Below are 22,846 nucleotides of genomic sequence, written 5' to 3'. Positions count from 1 at the left end.
CCTGCCCTATCGGAGCCGACGTCCCGTGCCCGGATCGAAGATATGCAGGTGCTCCGGCCCCACCGCGAGCGGCAGCGTCTCTCCGGGTGCGGGCAGCGCGGGGCCTGGCAGGCTGGCGATAACCTCGGCCTCGTTTTCGGGCAGAAAGCCGTGCACGTTGGCTGACGCGCCCAGATGCTCGACCACCCGCACCCGCAATTTCAGGGGCCCATCGGGGTCGGGGCGCAGATGCTCGGGGCGGATGCCGATGACCACGTCGCCGTCCGGCACATCCACGGCGCCAAGCGACACGCCCGCACGGGTCACCACCCCGTCCGGGCCACACCGCCCGGGCAGGATGTTCATTGGCGGCGAACCTATGAACTCGGCCACGAAAACCGACGCGGGCCGGTCGTAGACGTCGATGGGCCGGCCCACCTGCTCTATCGCGCCGTCGTTGAGCACCACCAGCCTGTCGGCCAGCGTCATCGCCTCCATCTGGTCATGGGTGACGTAGATGGACGTGGTGCCAAGGCGCTGTTGCAGGTCGCGTATCTCGACCCGCGTCCTGATGCGCAGCTTGGCGTCGAGGTTGGACAGCGGTTCGTCGAACAGAAAGGCCTGCGGCTGGCGTACGATGGCCCGCCCCATTGCCACACGCTGTCGCTGCCCGCCAGAGAGCTGCCGCGGCTTGCGCGCGAGGTAGTCCGACAGCCCCAGCGTCTGCGCCGCCTCGTCCACCAGCCGGCGGATTTCGGCCCGGGGTACGCCCCGGTTGCGCAGCCCGTACGCCATGTTGTCGAACACCGACATGTGTGGATAAAGCGCGTAGTTCTGGAACACCATGGCAATGTCACGCTCTGCCGGCTCCAGTTCGTTGACCCGCCGCCCGCCGATATCGACCGACCCGTCGGTGACGGTCTCCAGCCCCGCGATCATACGCAGCAGTGTCGACTTGCCACAGCCCGACGGCCCGACCAGAACGCAGAATTCGCCGTCTTCTATACCGAGCGAAACGCCCCGGATCGCGTCCACGCCGCCGGGATAGGTCTTGCGCACGTTGTCGATACGGATATCTGCCATTGTCTTTCTATTTCTCCACTTCGACGAGGCCGCGCACGAAAAGGCGCTGCATCCCGAGGATCACCACCACCGGCGGCAGCAGCGCGAGGATCGCCGTGGCCATGATCAGGTGCCATTGCGGCGTCTCCTCGCCCGCGTTGGCCATGCGCTGGATGCCCATGACGATGGTGTAATAGCTCTCGTCGGTCGTCACGAGCAGCGGCCACAGGTACTGGTTCCAGCCGTAGATGAACAGGATCACGAACAGGGCCGCGAGGTTCGTGCGGCTGAGCGGCACGAGGATGTCGCGGAAGAACTTCATCGGCCCCGCCCCGTCGATCCGGGCGGCCTCGGTCAACTCGTCCGGCACGGTCATGAAGAACTGCCGGAACAGGAAGGTCGCCGTCGCCGAGGCAATGAGCGGGATCGACAGCCCGGCATAGCTGTTGAGCATGCCGAGGTTCGAGACCACCTCGAAGGTGGGCAGGATGCGCACCTCGACCGGCAGCATCAACGTGATGAAGATCGTCCAGAAGGCCAGCACGCGGAAGGGAAAGCGGAAATACACGATGGCGAAGGCCGACAAAAGCGAGATGGCGATCTTGCCGATGGTGATGGACAGCGCCATGACCGTGGAGTTCATGAGCATCAGCCAAAGCGGCGGCGCACCCACGGTCGACAACCCTTCCCCCAGAACCTGCGCGTAGTTTCCCACCATCTCGCCACCCGGCAGCAGCGGGATGCCTGAATTCACCTCTTGCGCCGTGTGTGTCGAGGCGACGAACGCCAGGTAGATCGGAAAGACGAACAGGGCCGCGCCAAGGATCAGCACGGCATGCTGGACAAAGGTCAGGAGCGGGCGGCGTTCGACCATCAGTATTCCACCTTGCGCTCGATGTAGCGGAACTGGATCGCCGTCAGCGCGATGACGATCGCCATCAGAATGACGGATTGCGCCGCGGAAGAGCCGAGGTTGAGCCCCTCGAACGCGTCGCGCCAGACCTTGTAGACCAGGATGTTCGTGGCCTGTCCCGGCCCGCCGCTGGTGGTGGCATGAACCACGCCGAAGGTCTCGAAAAAGGCGTATACGACGTTGACCACGGTCAGGAAGAACACCGTCGGCGACAGCAGCGGCAGCTGGATGGTGACGAACCGCTTGACCGGGCCGGCCCCGTCGATCGCCGCCGCCTCCGTCAGCGATTTGGGGATCGCCTGCAACCCGGCAAGAAAGAACAGGAAATTGTAGGAAACCTGACGCCACGCGGCGGCGATGACGATCAGTGCCATGGCGTTGTTGCCGTTGACGTAGTGGTTCCAGTCATAGCCCAGCATATCGAGGCCATAGGCGGCGATCCCTATGGTGGGGTTGAACAGGAACCACCACAGCACCCCCGCCACCGCCGGCGCGACCGCGTAGGGCCAGATCAGCAGCGTCCGGTAGACCGTCGCCCGGCGGATCACCCGGTCGGCGATCACCGCCAACAGCAGCGCCACACCCATCGACAGCCCCGCCACCAGCGCGCTGAACACAATCGTGGTGGTGAAGCTGTCCAGGTAGGCCGGATCCGCGAACAACCTCGAGAAATTGGCCAGCCCGACGAACTCTGTCTTCAGCCCGAACGCATCCTCTCGCAGCACGGATTGGTACAGCGCCTGGCTGGCAGGCCAGAGGAAGAAGACCGCCGTGATCACGATCTGTGGCGCGATCAGCGCGTATGGAAGCCAGCGGTGCCGGAACGTGACGGTCTTGCTGCGCACTTTTTCAGGATCTCTTCTCAGGTGCTTGTCTGCCGGCGGCGCATGCGGGGCGCGCGCCGCCGGTCACGATCGGGAGGCGCTCAGCCGTTGGCGTCCTCGAAGTCACGCAGCAGGGCATTGCCCCGCTCGGCGGCGGCGTCCAGCGCTTCCTCGGCGGCCTTGTCGCCCGACCAGAGGTTCTCCAGCTCCTCGTTGATGATGTCGCGCACCTGCACGAAGTTGCCGAAACGCAGCCCGCGCGAGTTCTCGGTCGGCTCGTTGAGCGACAGCTGCTGGATCGCGGTATCGGTACCGGGGTTCGCCTCGTAGAAGCCCTGCTCTTGGCTCAGCTCGTAGGCGGCGGTGGTGATCGGCACGTAACCCGAGGACTGGTGCCAGTCGGCCTGCACCGCGGGCGAGCTCATGTATTTGAAGAACTCCGCCACGCCTTCGTAATCACCGTCCTCGTGACCTTCGAGAACCCACAGCGTGGCCCCGCCGATGATGGAATTCTGGGGCGCGTCCGCAGAGTCGGTGTTGAGCGGAAGCATGGCCTGGCCGAACTCGAATTCCGCCTGGTCGCTGATCGAGGCGTAATAGGCCGAGGAGTTCATCCACATCGCGCATTCACCCGAGGTGAACAGCGGAAGCGAGTCGCCACGGCGACCGCCATACTGGAACGTGCCCTCTTCCTGGCTGTCGGCGATGCGCTGGAGCAGCTCGGTCAACTCCGCGCTCTCGTCGAAGACGAACTCGGTGTCGAGCCCGGCAAAGCCGTTCTGCTTCGTGCCGATCGGTTCGTCATGCCAGGCGAGGTAATTCTCGAGCATGACCCAGGACTGCCAGCCGAAAGAGAAGGCGCAGTCGTGCCCGGCGTCCTGCAGCTTGTCGGCCGCGGCGAACATGGCGTCCCAGGTGCGGGGGACCTCGTCGATGCCGGCCTCGTCCAGCAGGTCGCGGTTGTACCACAGCACCGGGGTCGAGGAGTTGAAGGGCAGCGACAGCATGTCGCCGGTGGGTGTGGTGTAGTAGGATTTCACCGCCGGCAGGTAGGCGTCGGCGTCCCACTCGATGTCGGCGGACTCCATGATCTCCTGCACGGGGCGGATAGCGCCCTCCGCGGCCATCATCGTCGCCGTGCCGACCTCGAACACCTGCACGATGTGGGGCTGTTCGCCCGCACGGAAGGCCGCGATGGCTGCGGTCATGTTCTCGGTATAGTTGCCCTTGTAGGTCGGCACGACCACGTAGTCGTCCTGCCCCTCGTTGAAGCCGGCCGCGATCTCCTCGACCTTTTCGCCAAGCGCGCCGCCCATGGCGTGCCAGAACTGGATTTCCGTCTGCGCCGCGGCGGCCGTGCCCGCGAGGGCAAGCACGCTCGTCATTGCCGTGAAGGTGGTTTTGCGTGTCATCGCATGTCTCCGAAACTGCATTCGCTTGATCGCGGCGTGCGTGTTCGTGGCTGCCGTAGCCCGCGCTGGCCGCCGGCACTAAAAGCCATCGACCGCCGGGTATCTCAAATGAAACTTTTCTGACACCGCCCGCCGCCCGCGGGTCGTGCTCAAACGACGGGCAACTCCGGGCCGGCCAGCGGGCTGAGCGCATACGGGCCGCTGTCGGTGACAAGGATGTTTTCCTCGTGAACCATGATCCTGCCCGGCGCGGTTTCGACGGCCGGTTCCAGCGTGATCACCATGCCGGGCACCAGCACGGTTTCATCGGCGGCGGTCAGCGACAGCCCCTCGGTCAGTTGCATGCCGAGCCCATGCCCCAGCCGACCGCCACCCTCGCCATCCCCCGTGATGCCGGCCATGGCCCGCCAAACATCGCAGGCGCGCGCCCCGGGTTGGGCCGCCTCCAGCCCGGCCGCCGTGGCATCGATCAGCTGCGCATGCGCCGCGCGCGCCCGGCCATCGGCGTGGCCCACGGCGAAATTGCGGTCGAAATCGCAGAAATAGCCCCCGCGCACGGCGCCGGTGTCGAGCATCAAGACATCGCCCGCTGCAAGCGGCGTATCCGAGGCCGGGGAGATCACGTCGGCATAGCCCTTCGGTCCGGCCCCGCCGGCGAGATAGGGCACCCAGTCCGCCCCTTCCTCCAGCAGAAGCCGCTGGAAACCGCGGAACACGGCCGAGAGCGGCACGCCAACGCCGGCGACCTCCCCCACCCGGGCAAAGGCACGTCCGGCGACGGCACACGTCGCGGCGATGCGCGCGACCTCGGCCTCTGACTTGACCGCACGCAATCCGGCCACGATGCCACGGTCACCGGTGAAGACGAGATTGCTGTCGCCCCTCAAACGGTCGAAATCGGACAGCGGCATGCGCAGATGCGTCTCGTGATGCGAGGGCACGCCAACCGGCCCGCCGACCTCGCGCAACGTCTCGCAAAGCAGTCCGACGCCGTCATCGCCCGGGCGCGGCGCCGGCCATGTGCGGATATCCGTGATCCACGTGCGGGCCATCAGCGCCGCCCCGATCGACGGAATCACGGCTATCGGGTCGGCCCCTACCGGCAGCACGAGAAACCATGGACGGCTTGGCGATTCCCAGAACCGCGTAAGGAACCCGGTGAAGTAACGCACATCCGCCTCGGTGGTGAGCAGCAGCGCGCCCAGACCTTCGCGGGCCATGGCGGCCCGGGCGCGTTCGGCCCGGGCGCGGTACTCGGCCGGCGGAAAGCCTTCGCTCACACGTCACGCTCCTCCGAGATGATAACGAGCACCCGGGCGCCGGGCATGGGGGCCATTGCCTTGAGCGCGGCCAACCCGGCCGCACCGGACTCGGTCGTGGCGATGTCCTGCGCCTCGAGTTCGGGCAAAACGCCGTTTGCCTCCTCGTCGGTGACCGTTACGAAGGCGTCGGCATCGCGAGCAAGCCCCTTCAGCGCGATCAGCGAGGGGGCCTTGCAGTCCAGTCGCCCCATGTTCGAGGCGGGTCCCTCGGTCACCACGGGCCGCCCCGCCCGTATGCTTTCGGTCAACGCCGGCGCGGCGACGGGTTCGACCACGACGATCTCGGGGCTGTCTCCCCACACCTTGCGGAAATATGCCGCGCACGCGCCTGCCAGCCCGCCCACACCCGCCTGCAGGAATATGTGCGTGGGCGGCGACGGGCATTGCCGCGCCGCCTCTTCCGCCATGGCGAGATAGCCCTCCATCAGACGGTGGGGGATGTCGAAGTAGCCCGGCCATGAACTGTCAGACAGCAGGGTCCAGCCATTCTCGGCGGCGGCCCGTTCGGCCGCATCCATGCTGGCGGCATAATCGGCTCCCGCGCGTATCACCTGCGCGCCCTTTTCGCGCAGGCGCGCTGCAAAGCCCTCGGGCACGGTGTCGGCGAGGTAGACGACCGCGCCAGCGCCGAAAACACGGGCGCCGGCTGCAACCGACAATCCGTGATTGCCCGCGCTCGCGGTGACATAGGTCCGCCCGGCAAGAGCGGTGGCACAGACCTCCGCCCCCTGCGCGGCGGCCTCGTGCGCGATGACGTAGGCCGCGCCGAGCGCCTTGAAGCTGCCAAGTCCCATGCGCGCACGCTCGTCCTTGGCCCAGACGGTTTCGCCGAAGCCGTCCACCGGGACGAGCGGCGTCTCGCGCGCCCGCGGACACCGCGACAGCAGCGCGGCCGGCGCCTGCGCGTCGGTGCTGGGCCACGGCGCACCGGACAGCGTATCCGGCGAAAGGCCCGTGCCCCGCCAGGGATTTTCGACGCGTTCCATCCAATCCTCCGCGTGATCCACGCCAACCCAACGCCATTCGCCTGGCATGGTCAAGCTCCCCTCTTTTCCCGGCCCGCGCTATGGCCTAAAGAGGCGCTGACCGGAGCAAGGGGATCCCACCGACATGAAAGAGCCGGACATAACGCCCGAGCTGATCGAGGCCCACGGCCTCAAACCCGAGGAATACGACCGTATCCTGCAGATCATCGGCCGCGAACCGACATTCACGGAGCTGGGGATCTTCTCGGCCATGTGGAACGAGCACTGCTCCTACAAGTCATCCAAGAAATGGCTGCGCACCCTGCCCACCGACGGGCCGCAGGTCATCTGCGGGCCGGGCGAGAACGCGGGGGTGGTCGATATCGGCGACGGGCAGGCCGTCGTGTTCAAGATGGAATCCCACAACCACCCGTCCTACATCGAACCCTACCAGGGCGCGGCCACGGGCGTGGGCGGCATTTTGCGTGACGTCTTTACCATGGGCGCGCGCCCCATCGCGGCGATGAATTCGCTCAGTTTCGGCGACCCCGAGCACCCGAAAACCCGCCAACTGGTGCATGGCGTGGTCGAGGGGATCGGCGGATACGGCAACTGTTTCGGCGTGCCCACGGTGGGCGGCGAAATCCGCTTCGATCCGGCCTATAACGGTAACTGCCTGGTGAACGCCTTTGCCGCCGGTCTGGCAGAGGCAGATGGCATCTTCTACTCCGCCGCCTCGGGCGTGGGCATGCCGGTGGTCTATCTTGGCGCCAAGACGGGCCGCGACGGCGTCGGCGGCGCCACCATGGCCAGCGCGGAATTCGACGAGTCGATCGAAGAAAAACGGCCAACCGTCCAGGTTGGCGACCCGTTCACGGAAAAGCGCCTGATGGAGGCCACGCTGGAGTTGATGGCAACGGGCGCCGTCATCTCGATCCAGGACATGGGCGCCGCCGGCCTGACCTGCTCGGCGGTCGAGATGGGCGACAAGGGCGGGCTTGGCGTGCGGCTGAACCTCGACGCGGTCCCGCAACGCGAAGCGGCCATGAACGCGTACGAGATGATGCTCTCGGAGAGCCAGGAGCGCATGCTGATGGTGCTGCGCCCCGAAAAGGAGGCCGAGGCGCGCGCGGTATTCGACAAGTGGGACCTCGATTTCGCCATCGTGGGCGAGACCATCGCCGAGGACCGTTTTCTCGTCATGCAGGGCAACACGGTCAAGGCCGACCTGCCGCTGGCCACGCTGTCGGGGTCGGCCCCCGAATACGACCGGCCGTGGGAAGAGCCCGCGGCCGCCGAATCGCTCGACCCGGCCACCGTGCCGGCGGTCGACCCGGTGGATGCGCTGCGGGCGCTGATATCGTCGGCCAACTACTGCTCCCGCCAATGGGTGTACGAGCAGTATGATACCATGGTCATGGCCGACACCGTCCGCACCCCCGGCCAAGGCGCGGGGCTGGTGCGCGTACACGGCACCGACAAGCTGCTGGCCTTCACCTCGGACGTGACGCCCCGCTACGTGCAGGCCAACCCCGTCGAGGGCGGCAAGCAGGCCGTGGCAGAGGCCTACCGCAACCTCACGGCGCTCGGCGCGCTCCCGCTGGCCGCAACCGACAACCTGAATTTCGGCAATCCCGAAAAGCCCGAGATCATGGGGCAATTGGTGGGCGCGATCCGCGGCATCGGCGCGGCCTGCGGCGTGCTGGACATGCCCATCGTCTCGGGAAACGTGTCGCTTTACAACGAAACCGACGGCGCGGCGATCCTGCCCACGCCCACCATCGGCGCGGTGGGCCTGATCCACGACGCGGCGCAGGCGATCACGGGGACGGCGCGCGAGGGCCACGTCGCGCTGATGGTCGGCGACGGCGGCGGACATCTGGGCCAGTCGGCGCTGCTGGCCGAGGTGTTCAACCGCGCCGAGGGCGACGCGCCCCCCGTCGACCTTGATGCCGAGATCCGCAACGGCGAGTTCATCCGCGCCAACGCCCGGTGGATCCGCGCGTGCACGGATCTTTCCGACGGGGGGCTGGCCCTTGCCGCGTTCGAGATGGCCGAGTTGGCGGGCGTGGGTGTCACGCTGGATGACGCCGAGATGGGGCAGCTCTTCGGCGAGGACCAGGGGCGCTACCTCGTCGCCTGCAACTTCGACGCGGCCGAGGCCCTGATGGCCGCCGCCGCACAGGCCGGCGTCACCATCCGGACCGTGGGGCGCTTCGGCGGGGATGCCGTGACGATCGGCGGCGCCACGGCCCCGCTGCAGGAACTGTCCGAGGTGTTCCGGTCGAGTTTCGGCACATTGTTCGGCTGAGCCAGTGCACCGGCGGCTCACCTTCCTCGTCGGTGCGCACAAGACCGCGTCGAGCCACCTGCAACACAGCCTGGCCGGGGCCGCATCCGAGCTCGCCCGGCAGGGCACCGCGGTGATCGGTCCCAAGGCAATGCGCGCCGATCTCCTGCCGGTGATGAACATGGTCCGGGACGGGATGGCCACCGAGGTCGGACAGGGCGCGGCGCGCGCCTTCCTGCAGCTTCATGCCGGGTCCGCGCGGCACGCGTTGCTGATGGACGAGAACATCCTGGGCGGCACCGACCGCAAGATGCTGATGCGCAAGACGCGGCTTTATCCATGGGCGCACCGCCGCCTTGGCCGGCTGATGGCGCTCTTGCCCGGCCACGAGGTGCGAATCGGGCTGGCCATCCGCAACCCGGCGACCTTCCTGCCCTCCTGCTGGAGCGAGAGCCTGCATCACCGTCCCTTCCGCTCCTTCGCGGACTACGTCGCCGGGATCGCGCCGGAGCGTCTGCGCTGGTCGGACCTGCTCGAACGGCTGCGCGCTGCGGCCCCGGGCGCGCGCTTCATCGTGTGGCGGTTCGAGGATTACCGGGCGCTCGGCCCCGCGCTGCACGCCCACCTGCTGGGAGAGCGCATGGCCGCGCTGGTCTCGCACGCGGACAGGCGTTTGCGGCCGGGCCTCTCGGACAAGGCGGCGGCGTGGCTGCAAGACCACCCCGCGCCGGACAGGGACGCGCTGAAAACGGCACGGGCGCGGTTCCCCAAGACGACAGAGCGGGATGCATTCGCACCATGGGCGCCCGAGGCCCATGAGCGGATGACGCGCGCCTATGACCGCGATTGCGCACGGATCGGCGACATGGCGGGACTCGACCTGCTGTGGCCATGACCCGGGCAGAGCTTGCGGCAAGAGTGCTTGAAGGGCGTGGGTTTCCGCCTTACTTTCCCGACACGAAAGATCTGAAGGAGGGCCCGGGATGGCCATGCAAGCCCAAGAAATCGAGGATCTGATCCGCGCCGCGTTTCCCGATGCCCAGATCACGATCACCGATCTGGCCGGCGACGGGAACCACTACGCGGCAGAGGTGGTCGATGCCTCCTTCGCCGGCATGAACCGGGTTCAGCAGCAGCGGGCCGTCTATGCCGCGCTCAAGGGCAAGATGGACGGCCCCGCGGGCGAGCTGCACGCCCTTGCGCTCACCACCAAGGCGCCGGAGTGAGCCACGGCGCGGCCGGCCTTGCACGATCCGCCGCCAAGACCATTTTCCAACCATGCGCGTGAGGAGGGGCCGCCCGTTTGGGACCATTGCCGGAGATCGAGGCGAACCCATACGTGATTGCCCTGCTGACGCCTTTCATGGTCGTGTTCGTCTGGGCGGCGGTGTTGGAATTCCGGCGATGGCGGCGTTACGGTGCCGCCGGAAACCACCGCGCAAGGTTCCAGATGGACGAGACCGCGCCAGGATATGACCCACCGCCGGTGGACGAGGACAGCGCCGCGGCGCCCCCGACCGGCAACCAGAAAGACCAGGAGTCGCACATGACAGACGCAAAGACCGAGATCGAGGAAACGGTGAAGGCCAACGACGTGGTGCTTTACATGAAAGGCACCAAGACCATGCCGCAATGCGGGTTTTCCAGCCGGGTGGCCGGGGTGCTCAACTACATGGGCGTGGAATTCCGCGACATCAACGTGCTGGAGGACGACGCCATCCGGCAAGGCATCAAGGATTACTCGGACTGGCCGACGATCCCGCAGCTCTACGTCAAGGGCGAATTCGTCGGCGGATGCGACATCATCACCGAGATGACCCTGTCGGGCGAGCTGGACCAGCTGCTCGACAAGAGCGGCGTGACCTATGACAAGGACGCCGCCGACAAGATCCGCGAGGCCAACGCCTGAACCGGCGGCCCCGATCGGAGCGGGGGCGCTGCCCCCGCACCCCCGGGGTATTTTTCCCAAGAAGAAACCTCAGACAGGCCACAGCACCAGCGCGGCGCCCGCGGCGAGCGCGACCATCCGCAGGGCCGGAGGCATGGTCCGGCGCACGAGGGCCCAGCTGATGGCGGCCAGTCCCGCCGCGATCTTGAGCGCGGCAAGAACGGCAGCCCCCGGGGTTTGCGCAAGATCGATGAGCCCCGGGTTCGCCACCATTCCCAGGGGCACGAGGTAGAGCCCCACACCGAGGGTCATTGCCGTCAGCGCCACCTTGAGCCAGTTTTCCCCGATCATGCCCGAGGCGATGAACACCGCCCCGCAGACGGGCGGTGTGATCGTGGACAGCAGAGCGTACCAGAACACGAAGAGATGCGCCTGCAGCGGTTCCATGCCGAGCTCGATGAGCGCGGGGCCGGCCACGGACACGCAGATCACGTAGGCCGCGGTGGTGGGCACCTCCATGCCCAGCACCAGACACGCCAGCGCGGTCAGCAGCAGTGACGGCCAGAGCAGCCCCCCCGACGCCGAAAGGATGAGCGAAGTCAGCTTGACCCCCAGCCCCGTGACACCGAGCACGCCGATCACGAGAGAGGCGCAGAAGATGATCGACCCGATCAGCGCCACCTGCCGCCCGGCCGTCAGGAGCGCCGTCTCGGCCCGCCGCGCGGTGCGCCGCAGGTCCAGCCGCAGGTCGCTGCCCGTCAGCAGGAGCGCCACCCCCGCAAAGATGGCAAGGCAGGCGGCATACTGGGGCGTCACGCCGAGGCCGAACATGCCCCAGAGCAGCACCCCGAACGGCACGAGGAAGAAGGCAGAGGTTACCGCGACGTCGCGGGCGGCGGGCCGGTCCTCGGGTGCCAGCCCGCGCAGGTCGAACCGCCGGGCGTACCCGTCGATCCCGATCCATGCCGCCCAGAAATACAACAGCGCGGGCAGCGCGGCGGCGGCCATGATCCCGGTATAAGGCACGCCCGTCAGCTCCACCATCACGAAGGCCCCGGCCCCCATCAGTGGCGGCATGATCTGCCCCCCGGAGGACGCGACCGCCTCGACCGCGCCGGCGATCCGCCGGGGATAGCCCAGACGGTCCATCGCCGGCAGGGTGATCGCCCCGGTGGAGGCGACGTTGGCCGAGGCGGAGCCGGAGATCGAGCCGAAGAGCGCCGAGGACAGCACCGACACCTTGGCGGCCCCGCCCCTGAGCCGTCCAGCCGCGGCGGCGGCCACGTTCATGAACCCCTGCCCTGCCTCGCCGGCGTTCAGCACCGCGCCGAAGATCACGAACACCGCAACCACGTTGACGGAAACGGCCGTGAGCGTGCCCCAAAGCGCCCCTTCCGAGATGGTGAGCGTGCCCAGGAAGCTTTCCAGCGGCGTGCCGGAATGGCCGAAGCGACCGGGTATGTACTGGCCGAACAGCCCGTAGAGCAGTGCGAGCGCGGCCACCACGGGAAGGGGCCAGCCGATCGCGCGGCGCGCCGCCTCGAGCACGACGAATACAAGGGCGGCCGCGATGCCCAGCTGGAAATTGCCTTCGAGAAAGCCGTACTGGTCGCCGAGCGCATCGTGCATCACGGCCACCCAGAGCGCGCCGGCGATGCCAAGCACGGCAAGGGCAACGCCGGTCCACAACGACACACCCTGCCGCCCCCAGACGAGCACCCATGGCAGCACGAAAACAAGGTGCAGCGGGCGGCTCACGAGGTTGGGCACAAGGCCGGAAAACACCAGCCCGAGATGGAAAACGACAGAGGCCAGCGCGAAGCTGGCCCAGAAGACCCGCGCGATGCCCGACCGCGCGGGGGCGTTGATCTCGGCGAGGCTCACTTCTGCGCGTCTGTCAGCGCGAACCCGGCCTCCTGGTAATAACGCACGGCGCCGGGGTGGATCTTGCCGGTGATGTTGTCCATCAGGCCCTCGTTGACGCCGTTCCACCACTTGGCCGCCTCGGCCATGCTGTCCTTGCTTTCCCAGAACGTCCTGGTCAGCGCGTAGGCGGTGGCGTCGTCCATCTTGGTGGTGGTGTAGGCGACCACGGGCAGCGAGGTGGTGACGATATCCTCTTGCTGGCCGGCATAGGTGCCCGCGGGGATCACCAGCCGGGTGCGCCCGGTCTGCTCGATCTGCTCATCGGTCAGCGACAGGACCGTGACGCCGGTCGAGGCCGCGGCCTCGACCACGTTGGGTGCGGGCCAAGAACCGGCAGTCACGAAGCCGTCGATCTGGCCGTTCTTCAGCGCCGGCACGGCATTGGACAGCTCGACATCGGCGATCTCGACATCCTCTTCGACACCGAACATGCCGAGGTATTTCTCGCCCTCGCGCGCGCCGAAGCTGCCCTTGCCCAGCAGGATGGTCTTGCCGCGCAGGTCCTCGAAGCTGTCGGCGCCGCTCTCCGCGCTCATGACGAAATGCATCGTCAGCGAAGGGATGGGAAAGAGCGCGCGGATATCGCCGAAGGCCGGGTCGCCCTTGCCCTCGAACATCGCCTTGCCGCCCTGCGCCAGCCGCACCAGCACCGGCGGCGTGGTAAAGACGTAGTCGCCCCCGCGGGCGCGGACCTCCATGACGTTCTGGACCGACCCCTGGCTTTCCTCGACGGTGACGCTGATCTCGCCGTCCGAGGCCTGCTGCATCGTCTCGGCGATCTGCACCGCCATCTGGTAGTAGGACGAGGTGGATTTCGCCGACTTGTAGGTCACGCGGGTTTCGGCCGCCGCGGGAATCGCCATCGCCGCCGTCAGGAGCGCGGCTGTCAAAGCACGGAATTTCATGAGAGTCCTCCCTTGTTGCGCGGGCAATAAGACGCCCCGCGCCGCCGGTGTCAACCGGCGTCTCGCGGGGCGTGCGTGCCACCGGCCGGGCCGGTCATATATCGAGCGTGTGTTCCTTTTCCCACCGCGAGAAATGCGAGACGAAGGAATTCCATTCCTGGTGCTTCATCTTGAGGAAGGCGGCCGCGAACTCCTCTCCCATCATGCGCTTGAATTCCTTGTCCTTGTCGAAGGTGCGCAGGGCATCGAGCAGGTTCAGCGGCAGCTTGGGCGCCCCGCGCACCTTGTGGCCCTCGGCATACATGTCGATGTCGTGGCGCTTGCCGGGATCAGCCTTGCCGTGGATGCCGCTGAGGCCTGCGGCGATGACCGCGGCCTGAAGGAGATAAGGGTTGGCGGCACCGTCGGCGAGGCGCAGCTCGAACCGGCCGGGGCCGGGCACGCGCACCATGTGCGTGCGGTTGTTGCCCGTCCACGTCACCGTGTTGGGCGCCCATGTCGCGCCGGATTGCGTGCGGGGCGCATTGATGCGCTTGTAGCTGTTCACCGTGGGATTGGTGATCGCGGCAAGCGCCGAGGCGTGCTTCATGATGCCGCCGAGGAAATGCGCGCCCTGTTCGCTCAGGCCAAGCTCTGCGGTCGGGCTGTCGCCGCCCGGCTCGCTGGCGAAGACGTTGGTGCGCGCCGCATCGCCCGGCCCGTCCCAGACAGAGACGTGCACGTGGCAGCCATTGCCGGTCAGCCCCTCGATCGGCTTGGGCATGAAGGTCGCGCGGAAGCCGTGCTTCTCGGCCACCGACTTGACCATGAACTTGAAGAAGGAGTGCTTGTCGGCCGTACGCAGCGCGTCGTCGAATTCCCAGTTCATCTCGAACTGGCCGTTGGCGTCCTCGTGGTCGTTCTGGTACGGCCCCCAGCCCAGTTCCAGCATGTAGTCGCAGACCTCGCGCACCACGTCGTAGCGCCGCATCACCGCCTGCTGGTCATAGCAGGGCTTCTCGGCGGTATCGAGCGGGTCGCTGATCTGGTTGCCGTCCGGGGTAAGCAGGAAATACTCCGCCTCGATACCCGTCTTGACATGCATGCCATCGCCCGCGGCCAGGTGTATCAAGCGCCGCAGCACGTTGCGGGGGGCCTGCGCGACATCCACGTCCTCCATGACCGGGTTGGCGGCGACCCATGCGACTTCCGGCTTCCATGGCAGCTGGATGACGGAATCCGGGTCCGGCACGGCCAGCATGTCCGGATGCGCCGGTGTCATGTCGAGCCACGTGGCAAAGCCGGCAAAGCCCGCCCCCTCGTGCTGCATCTCGCCTATGGCCTGTGCGGGCACGAGCTTGGCCCGCTGCCCACCGAACAGATCGGTGAAGGAGATCATGAAGTACTTGACGCCGTTATCCGCGGCGTAGGCGGCCAGATCCACTGTCATGCTGAAATCGCTCCCTGTCGCTTTTGATTTTTCATGCCTTGTCCGGGCCGATCGTTGCCGAACCCGGTGGTGGTGTCAAAGCGGCAGGGCGGGTCTGTCCGCCCGCCCATGCCGCAATTGCCTCAGAAAGCGGCACCGGGCTGGCCGGGATACCATGTCGTGCCCGCCAGCGGTACCCGCGCCATCGCCGCCGCCTCCAGCGTCAGCGCCGCGAGATCCTCCGGCTCCAGGTGATTGACGTGGTTCTTGCCGCAGGCCCGCGCGAGCGTCTGGCATTCCAGCGTCATCACCTTGAGATAGTTGCGCAGCCGACGGCCGCCTTCCACCGGGTCCAGCCGGGCGGCCAGCTCGGGGTCCTGTGTCGAGATCCCGGCCGGGTCGCGCCCCTCGTGCCAGTCGTCATAGGCGCCGGCAGTGGTGCCCATCCGGCGGTAGTCCTCTTCCCACTTCGGGTCGTTGTCGCCAAGCGCGATCATCGCCGCGGTGCCGATGCTGACGGCATCCGCCCCCAGTGCCAATGCCTTGGCCACGTCGGCCCCCGACCGCACGCCGCCCGACACGATCAGCTGGACCTCGCGGTGCATCTGCAGATCCTGCAACGCCTGCACCGCCTCGCGGATGCAGGCCAGCGTGGGAATGCCCACATGCTCTATGAAAACGTCCTGCGTGGCCGCGGTGCCGCCCTGCATCCCGTCAAGCACCACCACGTCGGCCCCGGCCTTGACCGCCAGCGTGGTGTCGAAATAGGGGCGTGCCGCGCCGATCTTGACATAGATCGGCTTTTCCCAGCCGGTGATCTCGCGCAGCTCCAGTATCTTGATCTCCAGATCGTCGGGGCCGGTCCAGTCGGGATGACGGCAGGCGCTGCGCTGGTCGATTCCCTTGGGCAGCGTGCGCATCTCGGCCACGCGGTCCGAAATCTTCTGGCCGAGCAGCATGCCCCCGCCGCCGGGCTTGGCCCCCTGCCCCACCACGACCTCGATCGCGTCGGCCTTGCGCAGGTCATCGGGGTTCATCCCGTAGCGTGACGGCAGGTACTGGTAGACCAGCGTTTTCGACTCGCCACGTTCCTCGGCCGTCATCCCGCCGTCGCCAGTGGTGGTGGACGTGCCCGCGGCACTGGCCCCGCGCCCGAGCGCCTCCTTGGCCTGCGCCGAAAGCGCACCGAAGGACATACCGGCAATGGTGACGGGAATGTCGAGTTCGATCGGCGTCTTCGCATACCGCGTGCCGAGCGTGACATTCGTGTCGCAGCGCTCGCGGTAACCTTCCAGCGGATAGCGGCTCATCGAGGCGCCAAGGAATACGAGGTCGTCGAAATGCGGCACCCGCCGCTTGGCCCCGCCGCCGCGGATGTCGTAGATGCCGGTCGCCGCCGCGCGGCGGATCTCGGCGTTCACCTCGGGGGTGAAGGTGGCGGATTGCTTGGGAAGGGTGCGCGGGGGCGTGTCATCTTCGGCCATGGGCGGCCCTCCTCAGTAGGCGTTGTCGATGTCGAAATTGTAGAGCTTGCGCGCCGAGCCGTAGCGGCGGAACTCCTCCGGCCGGGCGTCCACGCCGGCGCGCTCCAGCAGGTCGCGCAGGATCTCGTGGTGTTCGGGGCGCATCTCCTTCTCGACGCAGTCGGCACCGAGGCTCTTGACGCTGCCGCGCACGAAAAGTCGCGCCTCGTATATGGAATCCCCCAGAGCATCGCCCGCGTCGCCGCAGACGACGAGGTTGCCCGCCTGCGCCATGAAGGCCGACATGTGCCCGACGCTGCCCTGCACCACGATGTCGATCCCCTTCATCGAGATGCCGCAGCGGCTGGCGGCGTTGCCGCGCACGACCAGCAACCCGCCATGGCCCGTGGCCCCGGCATACTGGCTGGCATCGCCCTCGACGATCACCGTGCCGCTCATCATGTTCTCGGCCACGCCGGGGCCGACATTGCCCTGCACCTGCACGGTGGCCTGCTTGTTCATCCCCGCGCAGTAGTAGCCGGTGGAGCCCTGCACCCGCACCTCGACCGGGGCATCCAGCCCCACGGCAATGGCATGGCTGCCACGGGGATTGGTGATCTCCCAGGCGGTCTGGTTCGTCTCGCGGTTCTGCGACTGCAGCGCGGCGTTCACGGCGCGCAAGCCCTCATTGCCAAGATCGAGTGTCTGCATGTCAGTGCTTCCAGAAATAGACAGTTGCCGGTTCGGGTTCCCACACCCGGGCCGCATCGATGCCGGGCAGACCCACCAGCGCGCGGTATTCGCTGCCAAAGGCAACGTACTGGTCGGTTTCGGCCATCACCGCCGGTTTGCAGGCGATCGGGTCGCGCAGAACGCCGAAACCGTCGCGCGTGCCCACCACGAAGGTGAAAAACCCGTCGAGATCATCCAGCCCGTCCTCCAGCGCCTCGCCCAGGCTGCGCCCCTGCTGCATGCGCGACGTCAGGTAGGCGGCCGCGACCTCGCTGTCGTTCTCGCTGGCGACCTGCACGCCCTGCCCCGCCAGCCTGCGCCGCAGGGAGTTGTGGTTGGAAAGCGAGCCATTATGCACCAGGCACTGGTCGGCGCCGGTCGAGAACGGGTGCGCCCCCATGGTGGTGACGGCCGACTCGGTGGCCATCCGCGTATGCCCGATGCCGTGGGTGCCCGACATGTGCGGCAGGTCGAACCGGCGCGCCACGTCGCCCGGCAGGCCGACCTCCTTGAATATCTCGACCGTTTCGCCGGCGCTCATCACCCTGACGTCCGGCCGGTTCACCCGCAGCCAGTCTCGCGCCGCGTCCAGCTTGTCCGCTGGCAGGGTCAGCACGCAGTGCGTGTCAACGATACGCGCGCCCACATCGGCGCCGATGGCCTCGCCAAGCGCGGCGCCAAGCCCGTCAAGCGCCCCGCTGTCCGACGATTGCACCGTCACCTTGACCTCGCCCGCGCGCCCCTCGCCGTATACGGCGATGCCCGCGCTGTCGGGGCCGCGATCCGACATGGTGACAAGCATGTCCGTCAGCAGCGCCCCGAGCTGCGGCGCCAGCGCCTTGTCCTTTAGGAAAAGTCCGACGATTCCGCACATACGCCCCTCCGTCATCCGATGACCGGGAGGCTAGCGATCCCGCCGGGATGTTTCAATAGAGAGAATTTATTTTTCTTCTTAGGAAATATCCCGACCCGGCTCGGCATGCCCGTCCTCGTCCACCAGCACGTACCCCCTGCCGCGGACCGTCTTGATAATGTGATGCCCGCCGCCTTCGGGGAACAGCTTGCTGCGCAGCCGGCTGACCAGCCCGTCGATAATCCGCTCGTCGGACGACCAGCCGGGCCCGCGCACCACGTCCTTGAGCTCCGCGCGGGTGAACACGTGGTTGGGCCGCGATGCCAACGCGGCAAGCACGTCGAATTCCAGGGTCGTGAGATCCACCGGCTCTCCGGTGGGACGTTTCACCGTTCGCGCCCCGCCGTGGATACGCAGACCGGCGGCTGTATGATAGGTCATACCCGGGACGCTTTGCAGGTTCGCGCGAAACGCGGAAAAGCCCGCGGTCCGCCGATGCACCGCCTTGACGCGCGCACGAAGCTCGCGAAAACGGTCGGGCTTGGCGACGAAATCGTCGGCCCCGAATTCCAGCCCGAGAATGACATCGGTTTCGTCATCGCGGGGCGACACCATCACGATCCCGCAATCACGTTCGCGCCGAAGATCCTTGACCAGCTCCCAGCCGTCGCCGTCCGGGGGATGGGCATCCACCACGATGATGTCGGCATCGACCTGCGAAAGTTTCGTCGAAAGCTCCGCGACGGTGCCGCAGCGGACGATCCTGCAATCCTCGGCTGCAAGCGATTTTTCCATGCCCGCGCGAAGGTCGGGATCGCTCTGCATGACGACGACGGTGGCAGCGTACATTCGTGTGATCCCGCGCTTGTGGGTTCCCGGGCCGCCGATGTGTCGTCGAGGGCGCCGAATGAAAACAGGTTGGCCCTTGCCCTGCCGGCGCCCATTGTTCCCGTCCGTTCAACGACGTAAGAAGAAAATTTCACATGTCAAACGAAGATGACACCGGGTGAGCACCCCTGTCAGCCCAACCGGCGCGCGCCGCCACCCGGCGTGTTCCTACGCACCGCCGCTTGGATACGAGATAACCGAAAGGTAACGGATCGGCAGGCGGATCAGCTTGTCGGGTCCATGCGGTGCGTCGGCGTCGAAAAAAAGGCTGTCACCAGGGCGAAGGTGAAACCTCTGGTCCCCGTGGCGGTAGCCCACCTCGCCCTCGAGGATATAGAGCAGCTCGACGCCCTCGTGTTGGAACGTCTCGAAGGTATCGGATTCCTCGCTCAGCGTGATCAGGTAAGGCTCCACCACCACCCCGCTGTTGTTGGCGCCAAGATGACCGAGCAGGTTGTACTGGTGGCCCGCCCGCGTGCCTGCGCGCTCCGTCTCCACCCCTTCGCCCGCCTTGACGTGCACCGCCTCGCGTCGTTCCTCGAAGCGCCTGAAGAACGCCGTCACGGGCGCGGCAAGGGCCGCAGACAAGGCTTGCAGGGTGGTCAGCGAGGGCGAGGTCACACCGTTCTCGATCTTCGACAGCATGCCGACCGAAAGGCCCGTCGCCTCGGCGAGGTCGGCCACCGTCATGCCGCGGGCATGACGGAATTCGCGCACCTCGCGGCCGATTGCCGTCTCCAGGTTCTTTTCGCGGTTTTCCCGGACCTTGTGAGGATCCTGGGTAAGTTTCGAGGCCGCCATCGCCCTCTCCGTGTGCGTGCAGGCAGGCGGCAAGGATGCGCAACGAGGCCCCCGATTGCAAGCCTTGGCGCGACGGGCGGTCAGGCCTCCAGCTCGGCGTCCCAGTAGAGGAAATCCAGCCAGCTTTCATGCAGATGGTTGGGCGGGAACTTGCGCCCCATGTTCCGCAGCTCTTCCGCGCCGGGACGGCGTGGCGGCTTGCGCAGCGTCATGCCGCTCTGCCGCAGGCTGCGCGCCCCCTTTTGCAGGTTGCACTTGCTGCACGCCGCGACAACGTTTTCCCAGTTGGTCGTGCCGCCCCGCGCCCGTGGCACGACATGATCGAATGTCAGATCGCCCCTCGACCCGCAGTACTGGCAGGAAAATTCGTCCCTCAGAAAAAGATTGAAGCGCGTGAATGCCACGCGCTTCAGGGGTTTGACATAGTCTTTCAGGACAATGACGCTCGGTATGCGTATCTCGGTGCTCGGGCTTCGGACCGTATCCTCGTACTCGGCCACGATGTCCACGCGATCAAGGTAAACCGCCTTGACCGCATCCTGCCATGGCCATAGCGAAAGGGGATAGTATGACAGCGGCCTGTAGTCGGCGTTGAGCACGAGCGCCGGATGTTGTTTCAGCGCGGAAGGTTCCCTGACAAACTCTGTTCTGAAATCCCCGTCCATCTGCTCGCTCGCCCCCGCCCGATGTACCTCGTGTGTTCCGGTCCGGCGCGGGACGCCCCGCCCCTTGTCTGAGTTCACTATATATCGCGTTTTCAACCTGACAAGCCCTGCATGCGCAGGAAGATATTGTGATATCGCCTACAGCGATTCCGTGTCCGTTATATGACAGTTATCCACAGCCCCCGGCGGCCACGCGCGCCGGGGGGTGGCCCGCACGCGGATCGTGATTTGCGTCCGGGGGATCGCGGTCTATCGTGGACAGGGGGTCACGGGACGGCATGGGGCGCATGGCATCATCGGCAGCAGCGGGAACGATCACACGGCGCCACCGGCCGGCGCTGCGGCCCCTGCCCGCGCTGGCACTGGCGATCGCCGCGCTTTGCAGCGCCGCCACGATGCCGGCGGCCCAGCAGTGCCGGCAGGCGCTTGCGCTTGGCCTTGACGTGTCGCTGTCGGTCGATCCCGCCGAGTTCCGCCTTCAGCGCGAAGGGCTGGCGCGGGCGCTTCTGGATGACGCGGTGGTGAATGCCCTGCTCACCCATTCACAGGCGCACGTGGAACTGGCCGTCTTCGAATGGAGCAGCGCCTACGAACAGGCGCTTGTGGTCGACTGGACGCCGGTCGAGAGCCGACAGGCGCTTGCCGGCATCGCGCGGCTTCTGACGGACACCCCGCGCGTGGGGCGGCTGGGGCGCACGGCGCTTGGCGCGGCGATGCGTTTTGGCCATGACATGCTGCGCCGCCGGCCCGGCTGCACGCGCAGAACGCTCGACATGTCCGGTGATGGCCTCAGCAACACCGGGCCGGACCCCGCAAGCGTACGCGCCGCGATGGAGGCGGCGCGCATCACGGTGAACGGACTTGTCATTGGCCGCGCACCGGGGACGCCGGGGTCGGGCGAGGTCGATATCCGCCGCCTGAGCCGATACTTCCGCGATAACGTGATCGCGGGGCCAAGCGCCTTCGTCGAGAGTGTACAAGGCTTTGCCGCCTACGAGGCGGCGATGCGCCGCAAGCTGCTGCGGGAACTCGCACCGGCCGTGGCCGCCAGCCCGCCGGCAGGCCTGCCGCGCGCCACCGCCGCACTGCATCCACCGCCCGCGCGGCGGCGCTGAAACAAGACACGGTCGGTCGCGGCGTTTGCGCACGCACGGCAAGGCGCGTACGCTTGGCCAATGACGACCGAGACGCCATTGCCCCCCGCACCCGCCCCGTCCGCGATCCTGGAAGCCGCGATATATGCCGAGGATCTCGACTCCGCGGACGCGTTCTATGGCGGGCTGATGGGGCTTCGGGAAATCACGCGCGTGGAGGGGCGGCACGTCTTTTATCGCGTCGGCCGGGCCGTGTTGCTCGTCTTCAACCCGCGCGCCACGGCGCTCGGCCCCCCTTCGCCGCGCCTGCCGGTGCCGCCGCACGGGGCTGACGGGCCGGGCCATGTGTGCTTTGCCGCCTCGAGAGAGGAAATAACGCTCTGGCGTGCCCGGCTGGAGGCGGCAGGCCACGCCGTAGAGGCCGATTTCGACTGGCCGAACGGCGCACGGTCGATCTATTTCAGGGACCCGGCGGGCAACTCGGTCGAGATCGCCGAGCCGCGCCTCTGGTTCGACGAGGCGTGACGGCACGAGCACATCCGTCACGCGAACGCAGGCTGATATTGAACGATGACGGCCTGCCGTGTCACGCGGGGGTGAGACCGCACCTGCCCATGTGAAACGGAGGTCCCGATGCCACGTCGAACCATGTCTGCCTTGTTTACCGCGGGGGTCCTTGCGCTCGCCATGCTTGCCGTTGGCGATGCCAACGCGACCTCGCAGGTACAGAACGCCGCGCCGCCCGCTCCGGTCGAGCCGTTCTCGGGGCGATGGCAGAGCAGCTTCGGAGAATTGCGGATACACCAGATCCGGCAGAACGGTTTCGATTATATCATCGGGGATTACGCCGATCGCGGCATCCTCGTTGGCCGTATCATCGACGCCGGGCGATGCGCCGCGGGTGTCTTCACCAACGGGGAGCGTAACGGCAGCTTCCAGTTCGTGCTCAAGGGGAACCGGCGCGACCGCTTCGGCGGCCTTTGGGCGTGGCACGACAGCCCGCCCGATGGCGAATGGACCGGGCGCCGCACCGGCCCCGCCCCCGACCGGCTGAGCAATTTCAGCCGGAACGGCGCGCTCACCCGGACGTTGCCGCAAGACCGGGCAATCCTCGACGGCCTCTACCAGAGCCGCTTCGGGATGCTCGAACTGACATCACGCGACCTGTTCCTTCTGGGGGCATACGCGGACAAGGGCGTGATCGCCGGCATGTGGGACGGCAACGGGTTCGTCGGTCATTTCACCAACGGATCGCGCACCGGCTGGTTCAACTTCGATGTGCTGTCGAAAACGGGCGCGGTACGCGGCGGCCAGTGGGGGTGGGCCGGACAGGGCGCAAAGGGCGAATGGAGCCCGAAAGCCCACGACGGCGCGCGCACCCTGATACTCGAACCGCTGGAGGTGGATGGCCACCTCGGCTGCTAGGGGCCCTGGCCCGCCTCCCCGCCCCCCGTCA

General features: G+C 67.0%; 22 protein-coding genes. 7 read left to right on the top strand and 15 right to left on the bottom strand.

From position 1 onward, the window contains the following. Positions 1 to 6: 6 nt before the first annotated feature. The 6 genes from ACH13J_RS04665 to ACH13J_RS04640 form a co-directional block, all read right to left on the bottom strand. The gene (locus tag ACH13J_RS04665) at positions 7 to 1,062 is read right to left on the bottom strand and encodes a sn-glycerol-3-phosphate import ATP-binding protein UgpC (RefSeq protein ID WP_397542146.1); all 1,056 of its coding nucleotides are present in this window, start codon (positions 1,060 to 1,062) and stop codon (positions 7 to 9) included. Positions 1,063 to 1,069: 7 nt separating this feature from the next. Next, complete coding sequence (gene ugpE, locus ACH13J_RS04660) at positions 1,070 to 1,915, bottom strand: sn-glycerol-3-phosphate ABC transporter permease UgpE (RefSeq protein WP_397542145.1); 846 nt, start codon at positions 1,913 to 1,915, stop codon at positions 1,070 to 1,072. Next, positions 1,915 to 2,799, bottom strand: coding sequence for a sn-glycerol-3-phosphate ABC transporter permease UgpA (ugpA, locus tag ACH13J_RS04655; RefSeq protein WP_397542144.1), 885 nt, complete (start codon positions 2,797 to 2,799; stop codon positions 1,915 to 1,917). The genes ugpE and ugpA overlap by 1 nt, the downstream gene beginning before the upstream one ends. A gap of 80 nt (positions 2,800 to 2,879) precedes the next feature. Continuing rightward, positions 2,880 to 4,190: a sn-glycerol-3-phosphate ABC transporter substrate-binding protein UgpB gene (gene ugpB, locus ACH13J_RS04650; RefSeq protein WP_397542143.1), complete on the bottom strand. Its 1,311-nt coding sequence runs from the start codon at positions 4,188 to 4,190 to the stop codon at positions 2,880 to 2,882. A 149-nt stretch (positions 4,191 to 4,339) separates the two neighbouring features. After that, complete coding sequence (locus tag ACH13J_RS04645) at positions 4,340 to 5,470, bottom strand: M24 family metallopeptidase (RefSeq protein WP_397542142.1); 1,131 nt, start codon at positions 5,468 to 5,470, stop codon at positions 4,340 to 4,342. Further along, positions 5,467 to 6,498 carry a pyridoxal-phosphate dependent enzyme gene (locus ACH13J_RS04640; protein ID WP_397542141.1) on the bottom strand — a complete coding sequence of 344 codons (1,032 nt, stop codon included), beginning with the start codon at positions 6,496 to 6,498 and terminating at the stop codon, positions 5,467 to 5,469. The genes ACH13J_RS04645 and ACH13J_RS04640 overlap by 4 nt, the downstream gene beginning before the upstream one ends. A gap of 124 nt (positions 6,499 to 6,622) precedes the next feature. Between ACH13J_RS04640 and purL the strand changes: the two genes are divergently transcribed. The 4 genes from purL to grxD all read left to right on the top strand — a co-directional run bounded on the left by purL (position 6,623) and on the right by grxD (position 10,676). Further along, positions 6,623 to 8,788, top strand: coding sequence for a phosphoribosylformylglycinamidine synthase subunit PurL (gene purL / locus ACH13J_RS04635; RefSeq protein WP_397542140.1), 2,166 nt, complete (start codon positions 6,623 to 6,625; stop codon positions 8,786 to 8,788). Between the two features lie 4 nt (positions 8,789 to 8,792). Then, positions 8,793 to 9,662 carry a hypothetical protein gene (locus ACH13J_RS04630; protein WP_397542139.1) on the top strand — a complete coding sequence of 290 codons (870 nt, stop codon included), beginning with the start codon at positions 8,793 to 8,795 and terminating at the stop codon, positions 9,660 to 9,662. An 88-nt stretch (positions 9,663 to 9,750) separates the two neighbouring features. Next, the gene (locus ACH13J_RS04625; protein WP_397542138.1) at positions 9,751 to 9,993 is read left to right on the top strand and encodes a BolA/IbaG family iron-sulfur metabolism protein; all 243 of its coding nucleotides are present in this window, start codon (positions 9,751 to 9,753) and stop codon (positions 9,991 to 9,993) included. Between the two features lie 320 nt (positions 9,994 to 10,313). After that, on the top strand, positions 10,314 to 10,676 hold the full coding sequence (gene grxD, locus ACH13J_RS04620) for a Grx4 family monothiol glutaredoxin (RefSeq protein WP_397542201.1): 363 nt from the start codon (positions 10,314 to 10,316) through the stop codon (positions 10,674 to 10,676). A 69-nt stretch (positions 10,677 to 10,745) separates the two neighbouring features. Here the strand turns inward: grxD and ACH13J_RS04615 are convergent, their stop codons facing one another. The 9 genes from ACH13J_RS04615 to ACH13J_RS04575 all read right to left on the bottom strand — a co-directional run bounded on the left by ACH13J_RS04615 (position 10,746) and on the right by ACH13J_RS04575 (position 20,296). Further along, on the bottom strand, positions 10,746 to 12,539 hold the full coding sequence (locus ACH13J_RS04615) for a TRAP transporter fused permease subunit (RefSeq protein ID WP_397542137.1): 1,794 nt from the start codon (positions 12,537 to 12,539) through the stop codon (positions 10,746 to 10,748). Then, a complete protein-coding gene (locus tag ACH13J_RS04610) occupies positions 12,536 to 13,486 on the bottom strand; it encodes a TAXI family TRAP transporter solute-binding subunit (protein ID WP_397542136.1) in 951 nt (316 codons plus the stop codon). Before ACH13J_RS04610 ends, ACH13J_RS04615 begins: the two co-directional genes overlap by 4 nt. A gap of 94 nt (positions 13,487 to 13,580) precedes the next feature. Beyond that, the gene (glnT, locus tag ACH13J_RS04605; protein WP_397542135.1) at positions 13,581 to 14,915 is read right to left on the bottom strand and encodes a type III glutamate--ammonia ligase; all 1,335 of its coding nucleotides are present in this window, start codon (positions 14,913 to 14,915) and stop codon (positions 13,581 to 13,583) included. A gap of 122 nt (positions 14,916 to 15,037) precedes the next feature. Beyond that, positions 15,038 to 16,378, bottom strand: coding sequence for a glutamate synthase-related protein (locus tag ACH13J_RS04600; RefSeq protein ID WP_397542134.1), 1,341 nt, complete (start codon positions 16,376 to 16,378; stop codon positions 15,038 to 15,040). A 12-nt stretch (positions 16,379 to 16,390) separates the two neighbouring features. Beyond that, positions 16,391 to 17,068, bottom strand: coding sequence for a GltB/FmdC/FwdC-like GXGXG domain-containing protein (locus tag ACH13J_RS04595; protein WP_397542133.1), 678 nt, complete (start codon positions 17,066 to 17,068; stop codon positions 16,391 to 16,393). A gap of 1 nt (position 17,069) precedes the next feature. Further along, positions 17,070 to 17,963 (bottom strand): class II glutamine amidotransferase, encoded by an 894-nt coding sequence (locus ACH13J_RS04590; protein WP_397542132.1) that lies wholly within the window; start codon positions 17,961 to 17,963, stop codon positions 17,070 to 17,072. A 78-nt stretch (positions 17,964 to 18,041) separates the two neighbouring features. Next, a complete protein-coding gene (locus ACH13J_RS04585; RefSeq protein ID WP_397542131.1) occupies positions 18,042 to 18,791 on the bottom strand; it encodes a winged helix-turn-helix domain-containing protein in 750 nt (249 codons plus the stop codon). Between the two features lie 207 nt (positions 18,792 to 18,998). After that, the gene (locus ACH13J_RS04580; protein WP_397542130.1) at positions 18,999 to 19,631 is read right to left on the bottom strand and encodes a helix-turn-helix domain-containing protein; all 633 of its coding nucleotides are present in this window, start codon (positions 19,629 to 19,631) and stop codon (positions 18,999 to 19,001) included. A gap of 80 nt (positions 19,632 to 19,711) precedes the next feature. Continuing rightward, positions 19,712 to 20,296: an HNH endonuclease gene (locus tag ACH13J_RS04575; protein WP_397542129.1), complete on the bottom strand. Its 585-nt coding sequence runs from the start codon at positions 20,294 to 20,296 to the stop codon at positions 19,712 to 19,714. A 287-nt stretch (positions 20,297 to 20,583) separates the two neighbouring features. On the opposite strand from ACH13J_RS04575, the gene ACH13J_RS04570 reads away from it, so the two are divergent. The 3 genes from ACH13J_RS04570 to ACH13J_RS04560 all read left to right on the top strand — a co-directional run bounded on the left by ACH13J_RS04570 (position 20,584) and on the right by ACH13J_RS04560 (position 22,815). After that, a complete protein-coding gene (locus ACH13J_RS04570) occupies positions 20,584 to 21,411 on the top strand; it encodes a DUF1194 domain-containing protein (protein WP_397542128.1) in 828 nt (275 codons plus the stop codon). Between the two features lie 60 nt (positions 21,412 to 21,471). Continuing rightward, positions 21,472 to 21,915 carry a VOC family protein gene (locus ACH13J_RS04565; RefSeq protein WP_397542127.1) on the top strand — a complete coding sequence of 148 codons (444 nt, stop codon included), beginning with the start codon at positions 21,472 to 21,474 and terminating at the stop codon, positions 21,913 to 21,915. Between the two features lie 108 nt (positions 21,916 to 22,023). Continuing rightward, the gene (locus ACH13J_RS04560) at positions 22,024 to 22,815 is read left to right on the top strand and encodes a hypothetical protein (protein ID WP_397542126.1); all 792 of its coding nucleotides are present in this window, start codon (positions 22,024 to 22,026) and stop codon (positions 22,813 to 22,815) included. Positions 22,816 to 22,846: the final 31 nt, after the last annotated feature.

The organism is Roseovarius salis, assembly GCF_044472985.1.
Lineage (GTDB): Bacteria > Pseudomonadota > Alphaproteobacteria > Rhodobacterales > Rhodobacteraceae > Roseovarius > Roseovarius salis.
The sequence above is the reverse complement of the archived record's forward strand: the minus strand, read 5'-3'. Positions and strand labels throughout refer to the sequence as shown.